The organism is Pseudoalteromonas 'SMAR' (genome assembly GCF_048515945.1).
Lineage (GTDB): Bacteria > Pseudomonadota > Gammaproteobacteria > Enterobacterales > Alteromonadaceae > Pseudoalteromonas.
Genome location: NZ_JBLWMW010000005.1, coordinates 27718 through 47854, shown reverse-complemented (window position 1 = coordinate 47854; position 20137 = coordinate 27718). Strand labels below are relative to the sequence as shown.

The 20137-nt window shown below is 47.8% G+C and carries 20 protein-coding genes; 3 read left to right on the top strand and 17 right to left on the bottom strand.

The window, feature by feature from the left end; genetic code table 11:
- Nucleotides 1–18: 18 nt before the first annotated feature.
- From dxs to xseB, 3 genes are all read right to left on the bottom strand, one after another.
- Nucleotides 19–1881, bottom strand: a complete 1863-nt coding sequence (dxs, locus tag ACNKW2_RS03755) for a 1-deoxy-D-xylulose-5-phosphate synthase (protein WP_419147344.1) — start codon at nt 1879–1881, stop codon at nt 19–21.
- A gap of 157 nt (nt 1882–2038) precedes the next feature.
- A complete protein-coding gene (gene ispA, locus ACNKW2_RS03750) occupies nt 2039–2938 on the bottom strand; it encodes a (2E,6E)-farnesyl diphosphate synthase (protein ID WP_419147343.1) in 900 nt (299 codons plus the stop codon).
- Nucleotides 2938–3177, bottom strand: coding sequence for an exodeoxyribonuclease VII small subunit (gene xseB, locus ACNKW2_RS03745; protein WP_336569127.1), 240 nt, complete (start codon nt 3175–3177; stop codon nt 2938–2940). Before xseB ends, ispA begins: the two co-directional genes overlap by 1 nt.
- Before the next feature lie 234 nt (nt 3178–3411).
- Here xseB and pomA point away from each other — a divergent pair, with 234 nt between their 5' ends.
- The 3 genes from pomA (at nt 3412) to ACNKW2_RS03730 (ending at nt 5797) form a co-directional block, all read left to right on the top strand.
- The gene (gene pomA, locus ACNKW2_RS03740; protein ID WP_336569128.1) at nt 3412–4179 is read left to right on the top strand and encodes a flagellar motor protein PomA; all 768 of its coding nucleotides are present in this window, start codon (nt 3412–3414) and stop codon (nt 4177–4179) included.
- Nucleotides 4180–4181: 2 nt separating this feature from the next.
- Nucleotides 4182–5111 (top strand): flagellar motor protein MotB, encoded by a 930-nt coding sequence (locus ACNKW2_RS03735; RefSeq protein WP_336569129.1) that lies wholly within the window; start codon nt 4182–4184, stop codon nt 5109–5111.
- Between the two features lie 206 nt (nt 5112–5317).
- Entirely contained in the window at nt 5318–5797 is a 480-nt protein-coding gene (locus tag ACNKW2_RS03730) for a hypothetical protein (protein WP_419147342.1), read from the top strand.
- Between the two features lie 21 nt (nt 5798–5818).
- Here ACNKW2_RS03730 and ACNKW2_RS03725 read toward each other — a convergent pair whose 3' ends face one another.
- The 14 genes from ACNKW2_RS03725 to leuS form a co-directional block, all read right to left on the bottom strand.
- A complete protein-coding gene (locus ACNKW2_RS03725) occupies nt 5819–7021 on the bottom strand; it encodes an aromatic amino acid transport family protein (protein ID WP_419147341.1) in 1203 nt (400 codons plus the stop codon).
- A 228-nt stretch (nt 7022–7249) separates the two neighbouring features.
- A complete protein-coding gene (gene lipA / locus ACNKW2_RS03720) occupies nt 7250–8215 on the bottom strand; it encodes a lipoyl synthase (protein ID WP_336569132.1) in 966 nt (321 codons plus the stop codon).
- On the bottom strand, nt 8212–8865 hold the full coding sequence (gene lipB, locus ACNKW2_RS03715; protein ID WP_419147340.1) for a lipoyl(octanoyl) transferase LipB: 654 nt from the start codon (nt 8863–8865) through the stop codon (nt 8212–8214). The genes lipA and lipB overlap by 4 nt, the downstream gene beginning before the upstream one ends.
- A 15-nt stretch (nt 8866–8880) precedes the next feature.
- Nucleotides 8881–9159 (bottom strand): DUF493 family protein YbeD, encoded by a 279-nt coding sequence (gene ybeD / locus ACNKW2_RS03710; protein WP_336569134.1) that lies wholly within the window; start codon nt 9157–9159, stop codon nt 8881–8883.
- A gap of 141 nt (nt 9160–9300) precedes the next feature.
- On the bottom strand, nt 9301–10464 hold the full coding sequence (locus ACNKW2_RS03705; protein WP_419147407.1) for a serine hydrolase: 1164 nt from the start codon (nt 10462–10464) through the stop codon (nt 9301–9303).
- Nucleotides 10465–10569: 105 nt separating this feature from the next.
- Complete coding sequence (locus tag ACNKW2_RS03700; protein ID WP_419147339.1) at nt 10570–11343, bottom strand: septal ring lytic transglycosylase RlpA family protein; 774 nt, start codon at nt 11341–11343, stop codon at nt 10570–10572.
- Nucleotides 11343–12449: a rod shape-determining protein RodA gene (rodA, locus tag ACNKW2_RS03695; protein ID WP_419147338.1), complete on the bottom strand. Its 1107-nt coding sequence runs from the start codon at nt 12447–12449 to the stop codon at nt 11343–11345. The genes ACNKW2_RS03700 and rodA overlap by 1 nt, the downstream gene beginning before the upstream one ends.
- Nucleotides 12433–14313, bottom strand: a complete 1881-nt coding sequence (gene mrdA / locus ACNKW2_RS03690) for a penicillin-binding protein 2 (RefSeq protein ID WP_419147337.1) — start codon at nt 14311–14313, stop codon at nt 12433–12435. Before mrdA ends, rodA begins: the two co-directional genes overlap by 17 nt.
- 2 nt (nt 14314–14315) lie before the next feature.
- Nucleotides 14316–14786 (bottom strand): 23S rRNA (pseudouridine(1915)-N(3))-methyltransferase RlmH, encoded by a 471-nt coding sequence (gene rlmH / locus ACNKW2_RS03685; RefSeq protein WP_336569139.1) that lies wholly within the window; start codon nt 14784–14786, stop codon nt 14316–14318.
- A gap of 1 nt (nt 14787) precedes the next feature.
- On the bottom strand, nt 14788–15105 hold the full coding sequence (rsfS, locus tag ACNKW2_RS03680) for a ribosome silencing factor (RefSeq protein WP_336569140.1): 318 nt from the start codon (nt 15103–15105) through the stop codon (nt 14788–14790).
- Between the two features lie 95 nt (nt 15106–15200).
- On the bottom strand, nt 15201–15839 hold the full coding sequence (nadD, locus tag ACNKW2_RS03675) for a nicotinate-nucleotide adenylyltransferase (RefSeq protein WP_419147336.1): 639 nt from the start codon (nt 15837–15839) through the stop codon (nt 15201–15203).
- A complete protein-coding gene (gene holA, locus ACNKW2_RS03670; RefSeq protein WP_419147335.1) occupies nt 15836–16879 on the bottom strand; it encodes a DNA polymerase III subunit delta in 1044 nt (347 codons plus the stop codon). Before holA ends, nadD begins: the two co-directional genes overlap by 4 nt.
- Nucleotides 16879–17388, bottom strand: coding sequence for an LPS-assembly lipoprotein LptE (locus ACNKW2_RS03665; protein WP_419147406.1), 510 nt, complete (start codon nt 17386–17388; stop codon nt 16879–16881). Before ACNKW2_RS03665 ends, holA begins: the two co-directional genes overlap by 1 nt.
- Nucleotides 17372–19960: a leucine--tRNA ligase gene (gene leuS / locus ACNKW2_RS03660; RefSeq protein ID WP_419147334.1), complete on the bottom strand. Its 2589-nt coding sequence runs from the start codon at nt 19958–19960 to the stop codon at nt 17372–17374. The genes ACNKW2_RS03665 and leuS overlap by 17 nt, the downstream gene beginning before the upstream one ends.
- Between the last annotated feature and the right edge of the window lie 177 nt (nt 19961–20137).

The window sequence follows — 20137 nt, the reverse complement described above, 5'->3', positions numbered from 1 at the left end:
GCGACAACAACCGCCTTATTATTGCATCCAGCGGTTGATCTGCTCGCGGATCCCGTCGCTGTTTAAGCCGAGCTCGGCATGAATTTCACCTTGAGTGCCATGCTTAATAAACTCATCTGGTAATCCCAGTAGCTTCACAGGCTTGCTATAGCCTTGGGCGGCAAAGTATTCAATCACCGCCGAGCCAGCGCCGCCAGCAATGGCATTATCTTCTATGGTAACAAAACGCTCATGACTGCCCACAAGCTCATCGAGCAATGCGGTATCAAGTGGTTTAACAAAGCGCATATCGACCAAGGTGGCGTTCAGTTCAGTTGCCACTTCAGTGGCATTGTCCAGTAAGGTACCAAAGTTTAGAATGGCTAGTTTTTCACCTTCGCGGACTACTTTGGCTTTGCCTATTTCTAGCGCCGTCATGGTCTGACTGACTTCGGCACTGCCTGCGCTACCACGAGGATAACGTACAGCAGCTGGTTGCTGTAATAAATGACCAGTGTAAAGCATCTGACGACACTCATTTAAATCACTCGGGGCCATTATCACCAAATTAGGAATACAGCGTAGGAAGCTTAAATCGTAAGCACCTTGGTGAGTTTCACCATCAGCACCCACCACACCGGCGCGGTCAATAGCAAACAATACCGGTAAGTTCTGTAATGCCACGTCATGAATAAGCTGGTCGTATGCCCGTTGTAAAAACGTCGAGTAAATGGCCACAACGGCATTCAGGCCTTCACAGGCAAAGCCTGCACCCAGGGTCACGGCATGTTGCTCGGCAATGGCAACATCAAAATATTGCTGTGGATACTCTTTTGAGAAGCGCACTAGTCCCGAGCCTTCGCGCATGGCCGGGGTTATGGCCATCAGCTTGCTGTCTTCGGCGGCCATGTCACAGAGCCAGTCGCCAAACACTTTTGAGAAGGTCGGGGCACTAGGCTTGGATTTCGGTAGGCTGTGCACGCTAGGATCAAACTTAGGCACGCCGTGATAGCCAATAGGATCGGCCTCAGCAGGTTTGTAACCTTTGCCTTTTTGCGTCTTGATGTGCAGCAGTTGCGGGCCTTTCAAGCTGCGCATGTTACGCAGCGTGTCGACCAACATGCCAACATCATGGCCGTCGATTGGGCCAATATAGTTAAAGCCCAGCTCTTCGAAGAAAGTCCCCGGTATGATCATACCTTTCAGGTGTTCTTCCATTCTTCCAGCCAGCTCTTTCACCGGCGGTACCCCTGAAAGAAGCTTTTTGCTGCCTTCACGAATATTGGTGTAAAAGCTACCAGAAAGAATTTTTGCAAACTGGTTATTCAACGCCCCGACGTTTTCAGAAATTGACATTTCATTGTCGTTGAGGATCACCAGCATATCTGGATTGACGTCGCCAGCGTGATTCATGGCTTCAAATGCCATGCCCGCGGTCATGGCACCATCGCCAATCACCGCCACCGTTTTTCTGCCTAGGCCTTCTTTTTCAGCGGCAATGGCCATAGCCAATGCGGCAGAAATAGACGTACTTGAGTGACCGACACTAAAGGTATCGTATTCACTTTCGCCACGATAAGGGAACGGGTGGAGGCCATCTTTTTGGCGAATGCTGTGCATTTGGTCACGGCGACCCGTGAGTATTTTGTGGGGGTAGGCTTGATGGCCAACGTCCCAAACTAACCTGTCGGTTGGGGTCGAGTAGACGTAGTGCAATGCCACTGTAAGCTCAACGGTGCCTAAACCCGAAGCAAGATGGCCACTGCTTTGTGACACTGAATCGAGTAAGTAGGCACGTAACTCATCACTAAGCGCCATTAACTTGTGTTGTGGTAGTTGACGAAGCTGACTCGGTTCGTCAATTAACGCCAATAAAGGATACTTGCTGCTATCAAGTTTCATGGTAATTATCAGAGTCCTAAGCGAGCCTGTGCAAGCAAAATGGTATAAATTGGCACGACTCACTGCAAAGTTATTAAAATTCTTCAGCAACTGGTCATATTATTACGTTCACCAGTTTTTACAAAGCAATTGTGTCTTTTTTCTTACGCCTGAGTGCTTAATGATCTCTGGCAATAATATAATTGGCTAACGCCGCCAGGGTTTGCGTATTTCCTGGTACATCCTCTAAGGCTTGCAAGGCGGTATCTATCAACTGCTCTGCTTTCAGTTGTGCTTGTGGTAGTCCAAGTAATGCTGGGTAGGTCGCTTTGTTGTGACCTAGGTCCGAGCCTTGTGGTTTGCCCAGTGTAGCCGTATCGCCCTCAACATCAAGAATGTCATCTCTAACCTGAAAGGCCAGACCAATGGCGTTACCATAGGTACGCATGGCGCTACGCACTTGATCAGTGATGGTATCGCTGCGGCCGCACAGCAAGCCCAGTTCAATAGCGCTGTTCAGTAAGGCACCGGTTTTTAAGCGGTGAATACGCTCAAGTTCGTTGATGGTGATGGCTTTATCTGTGGCGGCGATATCAAGCGCTTGCCCACCCACCATACCTTGCAACCCTGAGGCTTTAGCCAACACTTGGATCATCTGCAGCTGCTGTTGCTGGCTGACTGCAAAGCAGTGATTGCTTAGCAACTCAAACGCTAAGGTTTGTAAGGCGTCGCCTGCTAAAATGGCCGTTGCTTCATCATACATAACATGACAAGTCGGGCGCCCGCGCCTGAGATCGTCGTCGTCCATGGCTGGCAAGTCATCGTGAACCAAAGAGTAACTGTGAATACATTCAATGGCTGCCGCAGCACAGTTAAGGTCTTCAGCATCAGCGCCAAACAGCTCACCAGTACTGAATACTAAAAATGGCCGTAAGCGTTTGCCGCCATTTTCGATGCTGTATCGAGTTGCTGCCTTGATGGTGTCATCGGTGTCGAGCTGTTGTGCAAAGTAATCGACAATGGTGCTTTCTACTCGAGATTTGGCACGTTCTAATTGTGTGTGTAGTTCGTTGGACATTATGCTTCGTTATCAAATGGCTTTAACTGCGCTTGTTCGCCTTCGCCCATTAAAATGGCAACCTGTTGTTCAGCTTGTTGGAGCTTTTGATTGGAGGCGTTGGCCAGCTTAATGCCGCGCTCAAACTGTTTTAATGCTTGGTCAAGCGCTAAACTGCCATTTTCCATATCTGCAACAATTTGCTCAAGTTCTTGCATGGCTTCTTCAAAGCTTAAGTTTTCTGGTTTTTTAACCGCCATAAGTAACATTGACCTGTAATATGAAAGTGCAGCAATTTTAGGGGGATTGGGCGCAGAGGTCAAAAAAACCCGCGACTTTTTGATCCCAGTGCGTATCGTCATCACAAGATCTGCTATAAACTCGCATTTTAAACACTTTTTAATATAATAGTGTTAAGTTGTAGCAAAACTTGCCGATAAACCGAATAATAATAACTGCGTGATTTATCACAAATAACTTCCCTCGGAGGACATGTGGATTTAGCAACGGTAATAGGGATCCTGGGTGCCATAGGTTTGATTATTATGTCTATGGTACTAAGTAGTGATGGCCAGGTCGCGATGTTCTATAACACGCCTTCCGTCGTTATCGTATTTGGTGGCTCGATCTTCATCGTGTTATCCAACTTTACCTTAGGTCAGTTCTTTGGCATCGGTAAAGTGGCCGCAAAGGCCTTTATGTTCAAAATTGAAACCCCAGAAGAATTGATCGAAAAAGCCGTTGAACTTGCTGACTCTGCTCGTAAAGGGGGCTTTTTGGCGCTGGAAGAAGCGGAAATTCCCAACCAGTTTATGCGTAAGGGCGTAGACATGCTGGTGGATGGTCACGATGCCGACGTGGTACGTGCTACCTTACAAAAAGACATTGCATTAACGACCAATCGCCATGAAATGGGGGCGGGATTATTTAAATCACTGGCAGATATTGCTCCGGCAATGGGGATGATTGGTACCCTTATCGGGTTAGTGGCAATGCTATCCAACATGGATGACCCTAAAGCCATTGGTCCGGCGATGGCCGTGGCACTATTAACCACTTTGTATGGTGCCTTCTTAGCCAACGTGGTTGCCATCCCAATTCAAACCAAGTTGGAATTGCGTAAAGACGAAGAAGAGCGCAACCAACGTCTCATTCTGGATGCGGTTTTAGGCATTCAAGATGGTCAAAACCCGAAAGTCATTGAAGGTATTCTGAAAAATTATTTACCTGAGTCTAAGCGTGGTGTCGAGGCCGAGGAGTAACTATGTCAGATGAAAAAGAATGTAAATGTCCACCGCCTGGGCTGCCGGCCTGGATGGGGACGTTTGCCGATCTGATGTCGTTGTTAATGTGCTTTTTCGTATTGCTATTGGCTTTTTCAGAAATGGACGTGCTTAAGTTTAAGCAGATTGCAGGATCCATGAAGTTTGCCTTCGGGGTACAAAACAAAATTGAAGTAAAAGACATTCCCAAGGGCACCAGTGTCATTGCGATGGAATTCACGCCGGGTAAACCTGAACCCACTCCCATTGAAACCATTCAACAGCAAACCGTGGAGATGACCCAGCAAATGCTCGAGTTTCAAGCGGGCGATGAGTCATCAGCTGGCGGTCGTCAAGAGCAGCGTGGTAATAAACGCGGCGGCGAGTCCTCCAGTACTGCCCAGCAACAGGCCTCTACACAGGCTGTTGCTTCTGCCGATCAAGAGCAAGTTAACGAGTTGGTGAAAAAGATAGCGCAGCAGTTAGAAAAGCAAATTATGGACGGCGCTATTGAACTGGAGTCACTGGGGCAACAAATCATTATCCGCATTCAAGAGAACGGCTCTTTTCCCGCCGGTAGCGCGTTTTTACAGCCCAAATTTGAGCCTGTGATTGAAGATATTGCCGAGTTACTTAAAGACGTACCTGGCGAAATCACCGTATCAGGCCACACCGATGATTTTCGCGTTACCAATGAGCTTTATTCCAATAACTGGGACTTATCTGCCACTCGAGCGGTGGCGGTAGCCAGCGTAATGGAGGGAGTTCCGGGTTTTGATAAAAACCGCATGGTGGTAGTAGGGCACGCCGACACTCGGCCGTTGGTTCCTAATGAAACCAACGCTGACAGGCGCCGCAACCGCCGTGTAGAGATTTCTATTCTGCAAGGCAAGCCGAAAGAGTCTGATCCCATTGAAGTAAGAGAAAATTAATTACATTTTATTGCCAAATGAAAGCGGATTAGCTATTGTTTTGCTTAGTGAAATTTTAAGGAGAAAACCCAGTGATTTTAACTCAAAAGCCGCAGAACTTCCGCTTACCAGGTGGCAATGGTCAAGGCGGCGACGATGACAAAGAAAATAACTAATCACACTTCAGCAATATGTTAGATTATTGGGAGCCGATACGGCTCTTTTTTGTGCAATATAGCATTCCTATTTCACTGCTGGCAGTGGTGTGTTGTGCGCTGCTTGGTGATATAAAAGCTTTGCGCTATGCTGCATTGATTGCAATATTCTATATTGTGGGCAACTTTACCGATGGTATCATTAGAGACTTTGATGATGATAAAGTCTACCGCTACTTCTTTTGGGCATTAAACGACATCATCTTTATGGCGATTATTGCTTATTGGGCAGTAAAAGATAAAGTCTATATGTGGCAAAGTGTGTTGGCACAAATCATCATTATTCCTGCGCCTTTGCTGCAGTTCTTTCGGCTAGTAGACCGACATTTGATGGACATGTCCTATTCTACTTACCTGTATCCAACTATTATTCCCATCGTCAATGTTGCCACCTTGTGCCTGGCGTTTGTGCCGGTAATAAGCTTTTGGCAGCTAAGAAAGCAGCGCTTGGCGACGCAAGACCTAAAGCAAGAAGGGGAGACTAGCTGCTAAGCAGCTAGTCCTGAGTGGCGTTTAGCCAAGACTTGGGATCAATCCCGCCATTTGCATAAATTGCGAAGAGATAATCATTACCCCAAACAGAGCGGCTAACCCCAGCCCCAGGTTACCCCCTTTCACTCGATAGCCTTCAGCGCCTCGTATTTTTCGTTGCTTCCAGACCATGGCAACGGGCAGAAAAACCGCTAACACAACCAGTGCAATGGCGGCGTAACCCAGTGCCATAATAAACCCTTTAGGATAAAACAAGGCAAAGCCCAGCGGTGGCAAAAAGGTAATTAGCGCGGTTTTAATGCGATCTTTACTGGTGTTTTGCTTTTTCAAAGTATCGGCAAAAAAGTCGAACAGTCCTAAACTCACACCTAAGAACGAAGTCGCCAGCGCTAAGTCAGCAAACACCGTCACAAACACTTGAACATTGTCGTTGTGAGCAATGGCAGAAATACTGCTTACGAAACCAGGTAACCCTTTGCTGGCCATTAGGCTTTCTTGACCCATTACGCCTTGGCTTAATAATTGCCAAAAGACATAAATGATGAGTGGCAGCGAGGCGCCAAACATCATCACTCTGCGCAATTGACGAATATCGACGCCCACGTATTTTACGATAGACGGGATTGAACCATGAAAGCCAAACGAAGTAAAAATGACAGGAATGGCGGCGATCACTAAACCTTGCTCTACCGGCATGTCGACTAAGTGCTGACCATGGACGTAGGGCGTTAAGATAAAAAATAAACTGGCTAATACCACTACTTTAATGGTGAATAGCAACTGATTCAGCTTATCGACCGTGCTGGTGCCTAAGGTGACAATGGTGGCAATCACTAAGGCCAATAGAATTGAGCCGGCTTGAGGTGAGACCTCACTGCCAACTAAATTGATCAGTTTGGTTTGTAGCTGAGAGCCACCGCCAGCGATATAGGCGGCACACAGGGCATAAAATAAAAAGATCATGGAGAAGTTAGCAATATACTGTCCTGGTTTACCCAATAAGTTTTTTGCCAGTGTATTTAAGGTGGCGTTCTGATCGGCATACTGATGCACTTCCAACATGAGTAATGCAGTATAGGTCATTAGTAGCCAAGTGGCGGCCAGTAAAATGATGGCAGTAGAAAACCCCAGCCCTGCAGATGCGATGGGCAGAGCTAGCATGCCCGCACCGATGGTCGTCCCTGCGACAATCAGCATGCTGCCCAGCGTTTTATTTTTAAGCACGTTTTGCCCCTGATTATTATTTTCTGGAGTGGCAAGATATAACGAATGACGCACAATTGAAATAGTTTTGCCATGACAGGCAAGTTTACAGCGGGGCAAATTAAGTAAATGAAAGATGACAGCTGCCCAGATTTAAGGGCTGTGGCTGCATAGCTAAGTTTACGCCAACGAATGGCCACAAAAAAGCCGCGATGAGCGGCTTTTTTAACACCACGGTTGTGGTAGTGGTTATTTTACTTCTTTGCCTGCGGCTTGTTGGTCAGCGTGGTAGCTTGAGCGCACAAATGGACCGCAAGCGGCATGGGTGAAACCAATGTCATCGGCATAGTCTTTCAATGCGTCAAATTCTGCCGGTGGCACGTAGCGCTTTACTGGCAGGTGGTGTTTTGAAGGCTGGAGATATTGACCCACAGTCAACATATCAACCTTGTACTCACGAAGGTCACGCAGCACTTCTTCAATTTCACTCATTTCTTCACCGAGTCCCACCATCAAGCCAGACTTGGTTTTCACTTCTGGGTGCATCTCCTTAAAGCGGCGTAGTAACTCTAACGACCACTTATAATCCGCTCCCGGGCGCGCCAGTTTATACAAGCGTGGTGCGGTTTCGAGATTGTGGTTAAAGACATCGGGTGGTGTTTCGCTAAGAATTTCCAGCGCCCGGTCCATGCGGCCACGAAAATCTGGTACCAGAATTTCAATGGTGATCCCAGGGTTGTGTTTACGGATCTCGCGAATACAATCGGCAAAGTGCTGGGCTCCGCCATCACGCAAGTCGTCGCGGTCAACTGAAGTGATAACCACGTAGTTAAGTTTCATGTCTTTAATGGTCAGTGCCAGCTTTTCCGGCTCTGCAGCATCCGGTTTTAGCGGACGACCATGAGCAACATCACAGAACGGGCAACGGCGGGTACAAATGGCCCCTAAAATCATAAAGGTAGCCGTACCGTGATTAAAGCATTCTGAGAGGTTAGGGCAAGACGCCTCTTCACAAACAGAGTGCAAGCCGTGTTTACGCATTGCTTGTTTGATGCCATCGATGCGCTCGCTCGACTTTGGTAAGCGGATCTTAAGCCAATCTGGCTTTCTGAGCATTTCATCGCGTTCTGTTGGCATCACTTTTACTGGGATCAATGCCATTTTTTCAGCATCGCGGAGCTTTACCCCAGGCTCCATTTTGACTGCTTTACTCATTCGTTTTCAAACCCTTCAGTGTATTCAACATGCTCGGCGTTTATACGTTCTAGCATGTGTTTGACCAAGCCAGCGCCGGCCTCTGTGACGCTCGGTGGTCCATTTAAGTCGCTGCATTGCACCATGTTCATTCCGGCATAACCACAGGGGTTAATACGCAGAAATGGGCTCAAATCCATATTGACGTTAAGCGCCAAGCCATGGAAAGAACATCCCCTGCGCACTCGCAGGCCAAGCGACGCTATTTTGCTATCATCAACATATACCCCAGGGGCATCGGCCTTGGCGTACGCGTTAATGCCATACTCGCCAAGGGCACCGATAATACATTCTTCAAGCCAAGTCACTAACTCACGTACGCCAATTTTGAGACGTCGTAAATTGAATAACACATACATCATTTGCTGACCAGGACCATGATAGGTGACTTGGCCGCCGCGATCGACTTTGACTACAGGGATATCCCCAGGAGCCAAAATATGCTCGGCCTTGCCGGCTTGTCCCTGAGTGAATACTGGCTGGTGTTCAACTAGCCATATTTCATCCGCCGTGTTGTCATCACGGTTGTCAGTGAAATGCTGCATTTTTTGCCAAATGGGCTCGTAACTACGAAGTCCTAATTGGCGTACAATCAACTTACCCGATGCCATCGCAACCTCTCGCAATTATAGGACGTAGCGTACGTCGTCTAGGCTGCCGATCTCAGTGTATATTTGTTCAATATGCTCTTTGCTAGTGACGGTAGCAACTAGCGTGACTGACTCATAATTGCCCTTACTGCTTGGCTTTACTTTAGGGGCATAATCGCCAGGTGCTAATTCTTGAAACTTGGCGACAAGTTGATCCGTTAAATTGACGTTTGCCAGGCCCATAATTTTGAACGTAAATGGGCAAGGAAACTCTAAGTACTCATCAAACTTAGTATTTTTAACCGGTTTTACCACAGTGGTGTCCTCAAAACTGACTACTTGCTGATACGAGTCATAGCACGCTTTGGCTCAATACCAGATAATTGCTGCATTCTATCATTTTTGACGCAAAAAAAAACGCCCGTACTGGGCGTTCCATCCTTACCTAAAGTAAGGTTATTGCGCTATCTGTAAACGAAGATAGTCGTAGATCTTAGAGAAGAAGCCGCCTTCTTGAATTTCTTCCAGCGTAACCAGCGGATATTGTGCAATGTCTTCGCCTTCTAGCTGTAAAAACAGGGTGCCCACTTTGGTGCCTTTCGCCAGTGGCGCTTGCAGCGTTTTATCCAGTTCAAAGTTGGCCTTTAGGTTTTTACTTTGCCCACGCGGGATAGTGATCGGGGTGTCTTCCATAATTCCCAATGAAACCGTTTCTTTGTTGCCCATCCAAACGCGTTGATCTGCAAAGGCATCGCCAGCTTGATAAGGTGTGATGGTTTCAAAAAAGCGGAAGCCATAGTTCAGTAGCTTTTTGCTTTCTACCTTACGGGCACGCTCACTGTCTGTGCCCATTACCACTGCAATCAGACGCATGTCGTTTTTAACTGCAGAAGTCACTAGGCTGTAGCCGGCTTCTGAGGTGTGGCCAGTTTTAATGCCGTCGACGTCGAGGCTAGCATCCCACAGTAGCGAGTTACGGTTATATTGCTTAATGCCGTTAAAGGTAAACGATTTTTCTTTGTAAATCGCGTACTCTTCAGGCACGTCACGGATAAGCGCAGCACCAAGGGTGGCCATATCTCGTGGTGTCGTGTAGTGCTCATTGGTATCTAGACCATGGCTGTTAACAAAGTGGCTGTTGGTCATGCCCAGTTTTTCTGCGTGGGCGTTCATCAGATCGGCAAACGCGCCTTCGCTGCCGGCAATGTGCTCGGCCATGGCAACACAGGCATCATTACCAGACTGAATGATAATGCCACGGTTCAAGTCTTCAACACTGACTTGCTTACCGACCTCGATAAACATTTTTGAAGACTCAGGGAAGTTTTTCGCCCAAGCATTTTCACTGATGGTCACTTGATCGCTGGGACTGATATTACCCGCTTCTATCTCCACACCAATCACATAACTGGTCATCATCTTGGTTAAGCTGGCTGGAGCAAGCTTAGTGTCTGGATTACCTTCGGCAATGACTTTCCCAGTGGTGTAGTCGACTAGAAAGTAGCCTTTGGCGCTCACTTGTGGCGGTGAAGGAATAATCTGTGCGCTGGCACTCATGATTGAGAAAGTGCACACCAGTCCGAGGACTTTTTTTACGATTTTTGGTTTGATAGAAGTCATCATGCTCGCTTTTTAGTTTATCGGCAATTCTTGCCTGCTTGTCATTGCAACCTTCGTTGCCCCTAGGCAGTTAATCCATCGGGAGTTCAGGCTAATAGGTTTATTCTAAAGTTCCTGCTCACTGTAAAGCAAGAAAGCACGTTTAAATTGACCTTTTTTTAAGGTGTTGAGTAATTTTTGTGCTTGATTATCGTCTGCAATCGGGCCTACGCGCAACTTATACAGGTTATCTTCGTAGGCGATTGGGGTGGCAAGACCGAGCTCTTGCTGTAATTGGTTTGCCACCAGCTTTATGTTCTCGAGTTTGCTTGCGGCTGCCACTTGCACGTAGGTCAAGCGCGGCGTTTCGCGCGATAGCGTAATGGCTTCTACCTTAACCCGAGCTGTACCTTGGTGGTGGTAGCCAAGGCGGTAGGCCGCGGCGTAAGACAAATCAATCAGACGGTCATCATGGAACGGACCACGGTCATTAACGCGGACAATGGCACTGCGGCCGTTGTCTAAATTCGTCACTTTGACAAAACTCGGCAGCGGCAGGGTCTTATGGGCTGCGGTCATGTCAAACATATTAAAAATTTCACCATTAGAAGTGTGATAGCCGTGGAATTTACGGCCATACCACGAGGCAATCCCTTCTTGGACATAACCATGTTCATCGGAAATGGGGGTGTAGCGCTTGCCAAGCACGACGTAGGGACGGTTAGCACTGGCGCTTTTTTTCTCGTTAGTGACCACGGCATCTTGCATCTCTAACTCGGTTGGTGTGCGCAGCGGCGCTTTGTCATGGCGCATATGATAACGGCTGGAGCAAGCCGACAATAACGTCATGGTCAGTAACGCTAGCAATAGCGGCATGCTGTGTGGTGTTAAGCTTTTCATTATTTTAACAACATCCTCTTATCTGTTGCGATGGCCATAATAATGCCAAAACCCGCCATTAAGGTCACCATGGATGTGCCACCATAGCTAATTAATGGTAAGGGCACGCCAACCACAGGAAGTAACCCTGATACCATACCGATGTTAACAAAAACATAGACAAAAAAGGTAAGGGTTAATGCCCCCGCCAACAGTTTACTGAAGGCATCCTGCGCTTGTACGGCAATATACAGGCCGCGACCAATGATAAACAAATATAAACTCAATAAGATGGTCACCCCTAATAAGCCAAACTCTTCGCTTAACACCGAGAAGATAAAATCGGTATGACGCTCAGGTAAAAACTCCAATTGTGATTGCGTGCCATGGAGCCAGCCTTTGCCTTCAACCCCACCTGAGCCAATGGCGATTTTGGACTGAATAATATGATAGCCGGAGCCCAGCGGGTCACTTTCTGGGTCTAGGAAGGTTAATACCCGCTGCTTTTGGTAGGCATGCATGCCATAGTGCCAAAAAGCATAGCCGCCAGGAATAGCCAGTAATAACCCTGAACCAATCAGTCGCCAACTGAGCCCTGCCAGAAACAGCACAAAAATTCCCGAGCTGGCAATCAGGATAGAAGTACCTAAGTCGGGCTGCTCTTTAATTAAAATGGTGGGCACTAACACAATGGCAAAGCCCACGATTAAGTTCCAAATACTGGGAGGTAAGTGAGAGCGGCCAATAAACCAAGCCACCGTCATCGGCACCGCCAGCTTCATTATCTCTGATGGTTGAAAGCGGGTGATGCCTAAATCTAACCAGCGCTGAGCGCCTTTACTGCTGACACCCACAAATAATACCGCCACCAGCATGCCGAGGCCCACTAAATAAACGGGAATGGCAACACGCTTTAAGGTGCTGGGGGAGAACTGCGCCATAAATAGCATGGCGAGCAAGGCGCCGAACATGCGCGTAGCATGACGCATCATCATACCCATGTCTTGGCCACTGGCACTGTAAACGACCGCTAAGCTTCCCATCATCATGGCTAACAGCGCAGCGAACAAAGGTAAGTCGATATGCACCTTTTCAAACCAAGAGCGGGGTTTAGTCAGTGGCGTCATTGGCTTCCTCCTGGCTAAGTGGGTTCATGGCAAAGTAATAGTCCATGACCTTTCTGGCAATGGGGGCTGCAACGGTACTGCCACCACCTTGGTTTTCCACCACCACGGCCACCACAATTTGCGGATCGTCAAACGGCGCATAGCCCACGTAGATGGCGTTATCCCGCAGTCGTTCATCCAGCTTCTCGGCATCGTACTCTTCACCTTGGGCAATGCTGACCACCTGCGCAGTACCGGTTTTACCGGCCGGGAAATAGTCGGCGCCTTTGAAAGCGGTTTTAGCGGTACCTATCTTGGCGGTATTGCGCATGGCTTTCAGTGCAATGTCCCAATTATGAGGATCTTTTAGTGTCACCGGAGGTTTTTCTTCAGTGAAAAGTTGCTCTACTTCGCTATCTTGCTTAGATACTTGCACTAGGTGAGGCTGTTTATGAGCACCACGATTAACCAAAATACTCACCGAGTTGGCAATTTGCATTGGCGTTGCCGTCCAGTAACCTTGGCCAATGCCCACAGAGATAGTATCTCCAGGATACCAGGCTTCTTTATAGCGGCCGCGCTTCCAGTCAACCGACGGCATAATAGCGGAGGTTTCTTCATGAATATCAATGCCGGAAAGATCGCCAAAGCCAAATTGCTGCATAAAGTTACTAATTTTGGTAATACCGAGCTTATAAGCGGTTTCATAAAAGAAGGTATCGCATGATTGCTCTATTGCCTTGTACACGTCAACATGGCCATGACCCCATGAGCGCCAATCACGCCATTTGTGCTTCACGTTAGGGATTTGAAAAAAGCCAGGATCCCAAATTTCGGTGTCTTCTTGGACGATGTCTTCTTCCAATGCCAGAATGGCCAAGTGCGGTTTGACCGTTGACGCTGGGGCGTAGCGGCCTTGTGTGGCACGGTTGATAAGTGGCCTGTCGGGGTTGAGTAGGGCGCGGTAATCTTTACCACTGATGCCATGAACAAATAAATTGGGGTCGTAGCTGGGATTGGAGTAGAGGGCTAGAATGCCGCCGTCTTTGGGATCCATGGCGATGATGGCGCCACGCATATCTTGCAAGGCATCTTGGGCTATTTGTTGTAAGCCGATGTCTAAGGTCAGCACCAAGTCTTTTCCTGGTTGCGGCGCTTCCATACTGAGAGTGCGAATGATGCGGCCGCGGTTATTCACTTCAACCCGACGTGAACCGACTTGGCCATGGAGCTGTTGCTCGTAAAACTTTTCGATCCCCAGTTTACCAATATCATGGGTGGCACGGTAATTGGTAGCGCGGCCTTCCATTTCCAACTCAAACAACTCTTTTTTGTTGAGCTTAGCCACGTAACCCAGTGCATGAGTTAGGGTATCGCCGTAAGGGTAATAGCGCGATAGTCGGGCTTCGACACTGAAGCCTGGCAAACGATGTTGGTTAACAGAAAGAATGGCGACTTCTTGTTCGTTAAGCCGACCTTTTAATACCTGACTTTTAAAGCGTCGTTGTTGTTTTATCTCTTTTTTAAACTCTTGTATGCGCTCATCAGGTAAATCAATCAGGGCTTTCACTTGTTGTAAAGACGTCGCTAAGTCATCGACCTCTTCGGGTACCACCTCAAGGTTGTAAACTGGGCGGTTTTCAGCCAGCAAAATACCATTGCGATCATAGATTAGCCCGCGGTTAGGGGCCACAGGAATAACTTTAATGCGATTGTCATTGGAGCGTGTGCGGTAGGTTTCGTGCTCTACCACCTGAAGGTTATAGACATTATGAAACAGGATACCGATCACGATAACCACAAAAACAAAGCCGACAAATGCCCTTCTTGCAAACAGGTTTGCCTCAGCTGAATGATCCCTTATCGTCGGCCTTTTTTTGAGCATTATTATTCCCTATGATACGGGTGATTGTTATTCAGACTCCAGCCGCGATACAGGCTTTCGGCAACGATAATACGAACTAACGGGTGGGGGAGTGTCAAGGTTGACAGTGACCACTTTTGCTCTGCAGCAGCAATGCACTCAGGTGCTAAGCCTTCAGGCCCACCGATCAGCAAACTGACATCACGGCCATCGAGCTGCCACTTTTCCATATTACGCGCTAACTGGTGGGTGTCCCATGGCTTACCGGTGACTTCTAAAGTCACAATACGATTACCTTTCGGGATGGCGGCAAGGGTTTTCTCACCTTCTTGTTGCAAAATACGCTTTATATCGGCGTTTTTACCGCGTTTCCCTGCGGGTATTTCCAGCAGTTCAAGCGGCATATCTTTGGGAAAGCGGCGTTGGTATTCGCTAAAACCGGTTTCAACCCACTTTGGCATTTTGGTGCCAACGGCGATGAGTTGTATTTTCACACTAGCCCCAAAGCTTTTCTAGGTCATAAAAGTCACGGGTTTGGTCTTGCATCACATGGACAACCACGTCGCCTAGGTCTACTAATACCCACTCACCAATGTCTTGGCCTTCTTGACCAATAGGCGGCTCACCAGCATCACGGGCTTCTTTGGCAACGTGATCGGCAATGGATTGCACGTGGCGTTTAGAATTACCACTGCAAATAACTAAATAATCGGTTATTGATGACACATCACGAACGTCAAGTTTGACAATATCACGCGCTTTCATGTCGTCGACTTTGTCTAGCGCGAAATCTAATAATTGTTGTGAATCCAAGTTGCTATCTCTTTATTACAAATAATCGGTGATTTTAACATGGTTTTGCCGTATTTGTAGCGCCAAAACCGAGCTTGCCCATTTATAGAGCGTTGCTATTGTTCGCTATAAAGCTGTTGTTGAACAATATATTCTATGACTGAGTGATGCAGCCATGGTTCCAAAGCGGTGGTATTTTGCTGTTTAATCGCGGCGCGAATATCACTTGAGGCCACGTCTTTTTGCGCACCCGATAAGAAATAACAGCCGCCAGCGAGTTGCTGATGGAGTTGGCTTTTATCTTTCATCTGAGCCTGTTGTAGGTATTGTTGCACCTCAGTATCTGGCTGCAAGGTTTCCCCTGGGCGTTGATAGACCAGAATATGGCAAAGCTGTACGATTTCCTGCCACTGATACCACTTATGCAAACTGTTAAACGAGTCCATGCCCATTAAAAATACTATCCCAGAGTTGGGGTTTTCCTGCCGCAGCTCCTGCAAAGTCAAGAGTGTGTAAGAGGGCCCGTGGCGCTCTAGTTCACGGGTATCAATACAGAGCTTTGGCTCATTTTGCAGCAGCTTTTCAAGCATGATGAGGCGGTCTTCGTCAGTAACACTGGGGCGTTGCTTATGCACTGGAATGGCGCAAGGCAAGAAACGCAGCTCAGTAAGACCAAGCTCTGCTACACAATGCTTGGCCATATTCAGGTGACCTAAATGCGGGGGATCAAAAGTACCGCCAAACAGTGCAATCATACGACCTCTTTGCAACTGATGGGTAAGTCAATGGCTAATGGCTTGGCAAAGCACAGCGCAATATGCGTCAATGCTTGGTAAGGAGCGGTGACACGGGCTTCTTTGTAAGCACTGTCAAAATCCGCCATCAGTGATAACAGCTGTTTTAATTGCTCTGTGGTCAAGCGGTCTAATGCCTGTTGCGTGGGCCCTTGTTGGTTTTTCCAGACATTGTGTTTTTTAAAGGCTTCTGGCAGCGGCGTACCTGATTGCCACAGTGATTTTACCCCTAACAACACTCGCGCTTGGTTTTGTAAAGTCCAAAGAATACTGGCAGGCTCAACATTGTCGTGGGCAAGTTTGTTCATCACCTTAACAATGTGCTTGATATTGCCACTGAGTAAACCACTGTTGAGGTCGAAAATATCGAACTTCGCTTGGTTCAACAGGCCGCTTACCAGCTGCTGTTCATCGATGGCTTGTTTGCCAAACAACAAAGAGAGCTTTTCTAGCTCTTGATAACAGGCCAGCAAGTTTCCTTCCGTTGCTTGCAATAAAGCGCGTTTCGCCGTGGCACTCAATGATAGCGTTAAGCGTTTACATTGCTCATCAAGCCAGCGCTCTAAATGACGGCCACTGAGGGCATAGCAAGGTACAAATAAGCCTGGTTTCTCGAGTGCCTTAAACCAAGCGGTTCGTTGCACATCTTGGCCCGCTCCTAGCCCTTTAAAAATAATCACCACATCTGGATTGATTTGCTGTGCCAATGACTTCAAGACATTGACCCCAGCGCTGGGGACCTTTTGCTCATTGAAGTCAAACTCGATTAAGGTGCGAGCGCTGAACAGTGACATACTATTGTATTGGGCACTCAGTTCTTGCCAATCGAAGCCTGGCAGCTGAGCAAACTTGATGACCTCATCAAACCCTTGTTGCCTAGCCGTTTGACGGATGGCACTGACACACTGACCTTGCTGAAAGGGTTCTTCGCCAAACACCAAATAAAATGGCGCTAAGCCCTTTTGTAGTTGAAGTGGTAATTGATTGGCATAACAGCGCATTACAGTTGTGATAACTCCCTGATGATGCGTTGACTGGCGCGATGGCGCATTTCCGAGAGGATCAGCTCCAACTCTTTGGCTTTGGCCAAGGCGTTATCTGGGTCATCTTGGTAGTTTCGATACAGTTCAAACATTTGCTCAACCGGTGCTTGGTCGGGGCGAGTGAGGCGATATCTTACCCGGTAAGCCAACTCGTATTGCGCCACTTGGCCGTTTTTAAACAAGCTCAAGGTTTGTCGCTCTAATGAGTCATTGTACAGGTATAACTCGGCTGCCGACTGCGGGTTGGCAGGTTGCAACGAGACTTGAGCGCGTTTTAAATCCGCCTGCAGTTGCTCAAACAAAGCCGAGCGGCGATCGTCGCCACTGAGGGTCAATTGCTTTAAATCGGCGGGCAAATATGACGCTTGCTTAAGGTGAAAGCCACAGCTTGCCACTAACAAGCAAGCTAGCACAATGGCTAGCTTGCTGATGCCAAATAGGCCGCGCATCTTAGTTTGCAACCACATTAAGCAGCTTACCTGGAACATAAATGATCTTACGAATGGTCTTGTCATCGGTAAACTTAGTGACGTTCTCTTCGCTAAAGGCAATGGCTTCTACTTGCTCTTGGCTGGCGTCTGCAGCCACTGTGATTTTTGCACGCAGCTTGCTGTTAACCTGAACCACAATGAGCTTTTCGTCTTCAACCAATGCGCTTTCATCTACTTTTGGCCAAGCAGCATCGAGCACATCACCTGAGTTACCCAGCTCAGTCCACAATTCGTGTGACAGGTGTGGCGTGATAGGAGCCAGCATAATGATCATGGCTTCCAGCGCTTCGTTGGCTAGAGCAACATCTTGCTCGTCGGCGATCTGCGCTTTAATGAGCTTATTCGAGAGCTCCATGATAGCCGCAATCGCGGTATTGAAAGTTTGGCGGCGTTCAATATCGTCGCTTACTTTGGCGATGGTCTTGTGAATTTCGCGGCGCAATGCTTTTTGCGTTGAGTTAAGTTTGGCAACATTAAGCTCAGCTTTGCCTACGGCTTTAACGTCAACGGCGTATTTCCAAATACGGCGTAGGAAGCGATGTGCACCTTCTACTCCAGAATCTGACCACTCTAGGGTTTGCTCTGGCGGAGCGGTGAACATCATAAATAAACGCACGGTGTCGGCACCGTATTGCTTGATCACCGTTTGCGGGTCGATACCGTTGTTTTTCGACTTCGACATTTTACTCATGCCAGCCGAGAACACCGGTTCGCCATCGTCTTTATGCCAAGCTTTGATAATGCGACCTTTGTCGTCGGTTTCGGTTTCGACATCGGTAGGGGCAATCCAAACGTCGCCACCTTTTTCGTCTTTGCGGTAGTAGGTGTCGGCTAACACCATACCTTGACACAATAAACGTTCAAACGGCTCATCGGAGTTAACCAAGCCAAAGTCACGTAACAGCTTATGGAAGAAGCGTGCATACAGTAGGTGCAGGATGGCGTGTTCAATGCCACCAATGTATTGGTTTACCGGTAGCCAGTAGTTTGCCGCACCTGGCTCAAGCATGCCTTCGTCGTAGCGAGGGCTACAGTAACGGGCATAATACCAAGAGGATTCCATAAAGGTGTCGAAGGTATCGGTTTCGTGGAATACGGTCTCACCATTGACGCTGGCTTTGGCCCATTCAGGGTCGGCTTTAATCGGCGAGGTAACCCCATCCATTACCACATCTTCTGGCAAGCGCACCGGCAGCATCTCTGGTGTTGCAGCCAGCTCCGAGCCGTCTTCTTTGTTGAGCATTGGAATAGGCGAGCCCCAATAACGCTGACGGCTAACACCCCAGTCGCGAAGACGGAAGTTCACTGTGCGTTTACCAACGCCCATCTGCTCTAGCTTGCTTGCAATGGCTTCAAATGCAGCGGCAAAATCAAGACCGTCAAACTCACCCGAGTTGATTAAGGTGCCTTTTTCGGTAAAGGCTTCTTTTGATAAATCGGCTTCCACCTCAGCACCACTGCTAGGTTGAATAACTTGCTTGATTTCTAGACCGTAAGCAGTAGCAAATTCATAGTCACGTTGGTCGTGACCCGGAACGGCCATTACCGCACCTGAGCCATAATCCATTAGGACGAAATTCGCGACCCAAATAGGTACTTCTTCACCGGTAAGTGGGTGAATCGCAGAAAAACCAGTGGCGATGCCTTTTTTGTCCATGGTGGCCATGTCGGCTTCGGCTACTTTGGTGTTTTTACACTCTTCCACAAAGCGCGATACCGCTTCGCTATTTTGAGCGGCTTCTTGGGCAATAGGGTGGCCTGCAGCAACGGCAACATAAGTCACGCCCATAAAGGTATCTGGACGAGTGGTATACACGGTGAAGCTGTCGTTGTTGTCGGCACGCTTAAAGTCAATTTCTACGCCTTCTGAGCGGCCAATCCAGTTGCGCTGCATGGTTTTAACTTGCTCAGGCCAGTGCTCAAGCTTATCTAAATCATCTAATAGCTCTTGAGCGTAATCGGTGATTTTGATGAACCACTGAGGAATTTCTTTTTGCTCGACAATGGCACCTGAGCGCCAGCCGCGGCCGTCGATAACCTGCTCGTTCGCCAACACGGTTTGATCCACTGGATCCCAGTTCACCGTTGACATCTTTTTATACACTAAGCCTTTTTCATAAAGCTTAGTGAAGAACCACTGTTCCCACTTGTAATACTCTGGGTGACAGGTGGCGATTTCACGGTCCCAGTCATAACCAAAACCCAGTTGCTTGAGTTGGTCTCGCATGTAGTCAATGTTTTCGTAGGTCCACTTCGCCGGTGCGGTGTTGTTTTTAATCGCGGCATTTTCTGCTGGTAGACCAAAAGCATCCCAGCCCATTGGCTGCATCACATTTTTGCCCTGCAGGCGCTGGAAACGAGAAACCACATCACCAATGGTGTAGTTACGCACGTGACCCATGTGAAGACGTCCACTTGGGTATGGGAACATTGAGAGGCAGTAGTACTTCTCTTTACTCTCGTCTTCAACAACTTTGAAGGTGTTATTTTCTTCCCAGTACGACTGTACTTTGGCTTCGATATCTTGCGGGTTATATTGCTCTTGCATTTAAGTGTCCAAACATCTGGCAAAATTAGTAGAAAATTGTCCGATAGCATACCCGAAATACGGCGCTAATCACAGCACCTAAGCGCCATATTTTTTCAGCTGTGAACCTCATACCAAGGTATTTATCTAGGCCGACTCTTTTTATATGGTTTGAGTCAAAATTTTTACATATTTTAA